Source organism: Rheinheimera baltica DSM 14885, assembly GCF_000425345.1.
Classification (GTDB): Bacteria; Pseudomonadota; Gammaproteobacteria; order Enterobacterales; family Alteromonadaceae; genus Alishewanella; species Alishewanella baltica.
On record NZ_AUDG01000133.1, the window covers coordinates 1 to 1,151 of the forward strand.

Consider the following 1,151-nt stretch of genomic DNA (forward strand, 5'->3'; position numbering starts at 1 on the left):
GTGAATATATAACTGAAGAGCCGGATGCGGTAATTCCGCACGTCCGGATCTGTGTGGGGGCGGCTCAGTAATGGGTCGTTCTACCACGATTGTTCACCTCAAATCATAATCAAGGAGTTACATATGAGTAAAAATTTAAGAAAAACAGCTGCATACACTGCTTTGGTTTTAGTACTTGGGTGTGTTGCATTTTACGCATCAATGGAAGATTACCAGAAAGAAAATTTTTCAAAGTTAGTCAGCCAAACCTTTTCAGGATAGGCTTTTGCTGGATTAACTAATTGTATTTTTTTAAAGCTTTTTGCATGGGTGCATTTCAAATAGCAAGTGAACATAACAAAAAAATATTATCGCCAGCAAAAAGCGCTGGCTGCGACGTCAACCCGCTGCGCGGCTTTCCGCGCTAAATTTGAGCGTTAGGCTAAATATTTCGACCATCGTACTCCGAGAATAAACATGACTGACAAGCAGTTCAAAAAATTAAAATACTACGTGATTGCAATTACCATATTATTCGTAGTTGGATTTCTGTTGTGGGAGCATTTGAATGGTGGAATAGTGAGCCATCACTTGATGCACCATTCTGATTATCCTTCAATATCAAACTGGTGGGGATTATTAATCCTCCCATTCTTAGCTTGGCTTTCAACAGTGCGGATAGAGAAGCGTCTAGCTCTTCAACCTAGTGACGCGCCAGTGAGGGCAAAGATTTTACGATTCGTACTTATTGGTTTTTTTTGCATGCTGGTCTTGAGCCTTGTCCAGTCACTCAGTGTTATTTTTGGCTACGGGAACGTTGCAATGTACTTGTCTTTAGGTCTGTTAGTAGTCGGTTTGTTTCTGCCTATATACAAAGCGGAGTGTATTTTTGGATATGTATTTGGCTCAATAGTTTTTTCTGGAGCAATAATTCCGCTTATAGGTATATTGGTGATAGCAGGCATTTCGTGGTTTTCTCACGTATGTATAAAGCCATTAGTTTTTCGAGTTATCAAAGCGCAGCCGCAGTAGTTTAGCCTAACAAACCGCGTCATTCGGGGCCTGCGGCCCCTGCGAGAAACCTCCCCCAATAAAGTAGACGCCTATCAAAACGATGAGGTAGGCAAAAAATGGCTAAGATACTCAGTGATCAGAGGGTTGTAGAATATAGC

The 1,151-nt window shown here is 41.4% G+C and carries 2 protein-coding genes; both read left to right on the forward strand.

Annotated elements, in window-relative coordinates; all coding sequences use genetic code 11:
• Nucleotides 1-123 precede the first annotated feature (123 nt).
• Nucleotides 124-261 (forward strand): hypothetical protein, encoded by a 138-nt coding sequence (locus H595_RS24220; RefSeq protein ID WP_019676112.1) that lies wholly within the window; start codon nucleotides 124-126, stop codon nucleotides 259-261.
• A gap of 195 nt (nucleotides 262-456) precedes the next feature.
• Nucleotides 457-1,011, forward strand: coding sequence for a hypothetical protein (locus H595_RS23650; RefSeq protein ID WP_027672671.1), 555 nt, complete (start codon nucleotides 457-459; stop codon nucleotides 1,009-1,011).
• The last annotated feature ends 140 nt before the right edge of the window (nucleotides 1,012-1,151 follow it).